Consider the following 3,235-nt stretch of genomic DNA (forward strand, 5'->3'; position numbering starts at 1 on the left):
AGAAGTTGGCCACCTTGTAGGCCACAGATATATAGTTGTAAAGAGGTTAGGTATGCACCCTTCCATTCCTTACGGGCTATACGTTTAAAGCCGTTGGACTTAAACTTTTTAGCTCAACGAATCGCACGTCCCCATGTCTCCGTGTCAAATAACAAACGTCACCGTGTCACCGTGTCACCGTGTCTCCGTGTCTCCGTGTCTCCGTGTCAAATCTTAAAAACTTACCCTTGTAAGCACTCCCCCACTCCCCTACTCCCTACTCCCTACTCCCTACTCCCTACTCCCTTTCATAAGAAATATGTTCTGACTTATAAGCAGGGGGTTCAACGTGAATCATAATTCTGGCAGGATAAAACCTTTCTTGTAGACGTGCTTCTACCTTTTCAGTAATTTTATGAGCAGTTTCTATATTATCAGTATCAACAACCATGTGCATTTCAATAAATACCTGACGACCAATAACTCCACGAGAGGCAATGTCGTGACAGTTAACTACTCCCGGAACTTCCATGGCGATCGCATGAATAGCTTCTGGTGCAACTGCCATATAATCAACCAACCAAGGCAAATTTTCTTTCAAAACTTCCCAAGCACTACCAAACACTAAAAGAGCGACGGGAAAAGCTAAAACTACATCCAACCAACGAAAAATAGGTAAATTCCAAATATTTCCTTGCCAAATACCAATTAATCCAGCTATAACAATTACTGTCACCCAGATATCGCTCATCGTATGGTGAGAGTCGGCAATTAAAATACTACTACCGATTTTTTTTCCTACCCGACGTTCATAAAATGCGACAAAAATATTAATCCCAAGCACTATCAATAACGTACATAGTGCAGGTAGGGAAATATTTACTTCTTGAGTACCCTCCACTATTTTTTGTATTGCTCCACTGAGAATCTCAAAACAAGCAATACCAAGGAAAACAGCGATACCTAGAGCGCCAATAGCGTCAAATTTTTGATGTCCGTATGGATATTGTCGGTCTGGTTTAGGAGAGGCAAGATGATTTGTGACTAACCCTAAAATGTTATTAGCACTATCAGTAACACTATGCAAAGCATCAGCAAATAGACTCAGAGAACCTGTCCAAAATGCTATTCCAGCTTTGATTAACATCACTAATAAATTTAGTAGTAAAGTTATGATTAAAACTTTGCGGACTTGTTGACGATTATCGGTAGACATGGTTCATTTCAGTTATCAGTTATCAGTTATCAGTTATCAGTGCCTCAATAAAATCAATTATTATTCAGACATCATCAATTATTCCCCATTTTCCCTGTCCCCTGTCCCCTGTCCCCTGTTTTATGGAGATGTCTATTAATAACTATTTTACTCAAACTTTTAAGAATACTAAGAACATCAAGCGGATAGTAATTGCTTGAGATTGAATAGTTTTAACCATAAATTTAATCAGTAACTTAGCTGAAAAATAGTTATTAACAAATCTACAAATATATCCTACTAATAATGCTTTTCTAACAACTCACGCTGCATATTAGTGATAGTCACCCCGTGAGCTAATCAAGGCTTTGGACTATGCAATTCTTGAAACCAAGGGACTTAAAAAGTTTACCATAAAAGGATTACAAAATTGGTGGGCACGCTTACAGTAGTTTCTCTAGTTTTAGCCGTATATATAAAATAATAGTTAAGTGGATTTTAGAAATATGCTCGTATATGGACTATTAATTTTAGTAATTATAATATTTCTCATCCGTTCCTCTAGTTTAAATATGATTCAAGAACCGAAAACTTGGACTTCATCAGAGCGAACAAGGTCTATTTTCCTCTTTCTGTGGAAGTTTATCAGCTATCTGGGTCTGTCTGCAATTTTTATATCTCTAGGACTCATGATGGGCGTTATTGGCTATCATTGGGCAGCAGGTTTGAGTTGGATAGATTCTCTAGTAGAAGCTTCGATGATTCTTAGTGGTATGGGACCAATTAGTCCCCTCTCAACTACTAGCGCGAAAGTATTTGCTTCTCTCTATGCACTCTTTAGTGGTTTGGTTTTTGTCATAGCGATGGGAATTCTTTTATCTCCTTTGGTGTATAGTTTGTTAAGTCAATTTCGTGTTCATCTCAACAATGAAAACTACCAACAAGATGAGCATTTAGCAAAATGATAAAGATGTAGAACTGAAAAATAAATGTTTGCAAGTTGTTAAAGTTAAAGATGAATTTATCAGAGCTATATTCTGATTTTTAATGGTTCCTAAATGGGATTTATACTGATATTAATCTAGCTTTTACGAAAGCTTTTTTCAAATTTCTAAGTAATCTTTGAGCTTGATGTTTATAAAGTGGTTTAGGCAATATTCGTGGGACTAAAGTATTAGTTGTTGAATTTGTATTGTGGGGTTGATTATTAGGAGTTTGTGAGGACATTGGGTATCTAATACAAAGGGTAATTTTAGTTATCAGTTATCAGTTTTTAGCTGCGAAAAAAGAATGTGATTAATCATAATATTAATTGGCTTTGTTGATTCTGGGCATGATATAGAATCGGGTTATATAGTATATGTATATGACTAGGAATGAGATGGAATCCGGATAAGTAGTTGATGAAAAATTTTATACCTTCTCACCTTATTCTTTCCCTTCTGCCTTCTGCCTTCCTTCTGTAGATACGATAAGTATTTAACCGGATTCTATATAGCGTTTTTATTTGGGATGTGGAAACTGAGTCCTATTAAAAAGGGAATAGGGAATAGGGAATAGGAAATAGTAAATAAGGAAAAACAGTATTAACATAGTGGTAAACATAAGGATATATGGTACTCAAGACAGCGCTTTTTTATTAGAAAAAATCTCAATCTAGATTTACATCTCATTTGGAAATGCTATATTAATATTAACTTTTTCCTGTTCCCAAGTACGGTGTTCCCTATTCCCTATAAACCTTTTCATAATATTTTGATAGTTAAAAACAAAAAAATTAGCTTTTCAAACACATTTTACTTAAACAAATCAGCTTGTTAAAAATAGTGGAATATGTTCATTAAGCTAGTATAAATTATTTATATAGCAAGCAACAGTGGGAAAAATATTTCCCTTCTCAAATTCATCATTATCGAAAAATTCAGGTATAAAGCCTCTCCATTCATGGAGAAAAAAGCGGTCGATTTTCGCAGCTTCCCGTAGGGTGGGATGGCGTTTTGCTCCGCAACATATAAAGCGTTTGCGGTAGCATTCGGTAAGGAAAGCGGCTCTGCCAAGAGC

At 35.9% G+C, this 3,235-nt stretch carries 4 protein-coding genes; 1 reads left to right on the forward strand and 3 read right to left on the reverse strand.

Annotation, left to right across the window (positions count from 1 at the left end; genetic code table 11):
* Positions 1-277: 277 nt before the first annotated feature.
* On the reverse strand, positions 278-1,195 hold the full coding sequence (locus F6K54_RS42205) for a cation diffusion facilitator family transporter (RefSeq protein WP_293090457.1): 918 nt from the start codon (positions 1,193-1,195) through the stop codon (positions 278-280).
* Between the two features lie 485 nt (positions 1,196-1,680).
* Between F6K54_RS42205 and F6K54_RS42210 the strand changes: the two genes are divergently transcribed.
* A complete protein-coding gene (locus F6K54_RS42210; protein ID WP_293090458.1) occupies positions 1,681-2,139 on the forward strand; it encodes a hypothetical protein in 459 nt (152 codons plus the stop codon).
* Positions 2,140-2,239: 100 nt separating this feature from the next.
* On the opposite strand, the gene F6K54_RS42215 is transcribed toward F6K54_RS42210, so the two are convergent.
* Positions 2,240-2,401, reverse strand: a complete 162-nt coding sequence (locus F6K54_RS42215) for a hypothetical protein (protein ID WP_293090459.1) — start codon at positions 2,399-2,401, stop codon at positions 2,240-2,242.
* Positions 2,402-3,019: 618 nt separating this feature from the next.
* Positions 3,020-3,235: hypothetical protein (locus tag F6K54_RS42220; protein ID WP_293090460.1), on the reverse strand; the 216-nt coding region annotated here is incomplete at its 5' end.

The organism is Okeania sp. SIO3B5 (assembly GCF_010692555.1).
Lineage (GTDB): Bacteria > Cyanobacteriota > Cyanobacteriia > Cyanobacteriales > Microcoleaceae > Okeania.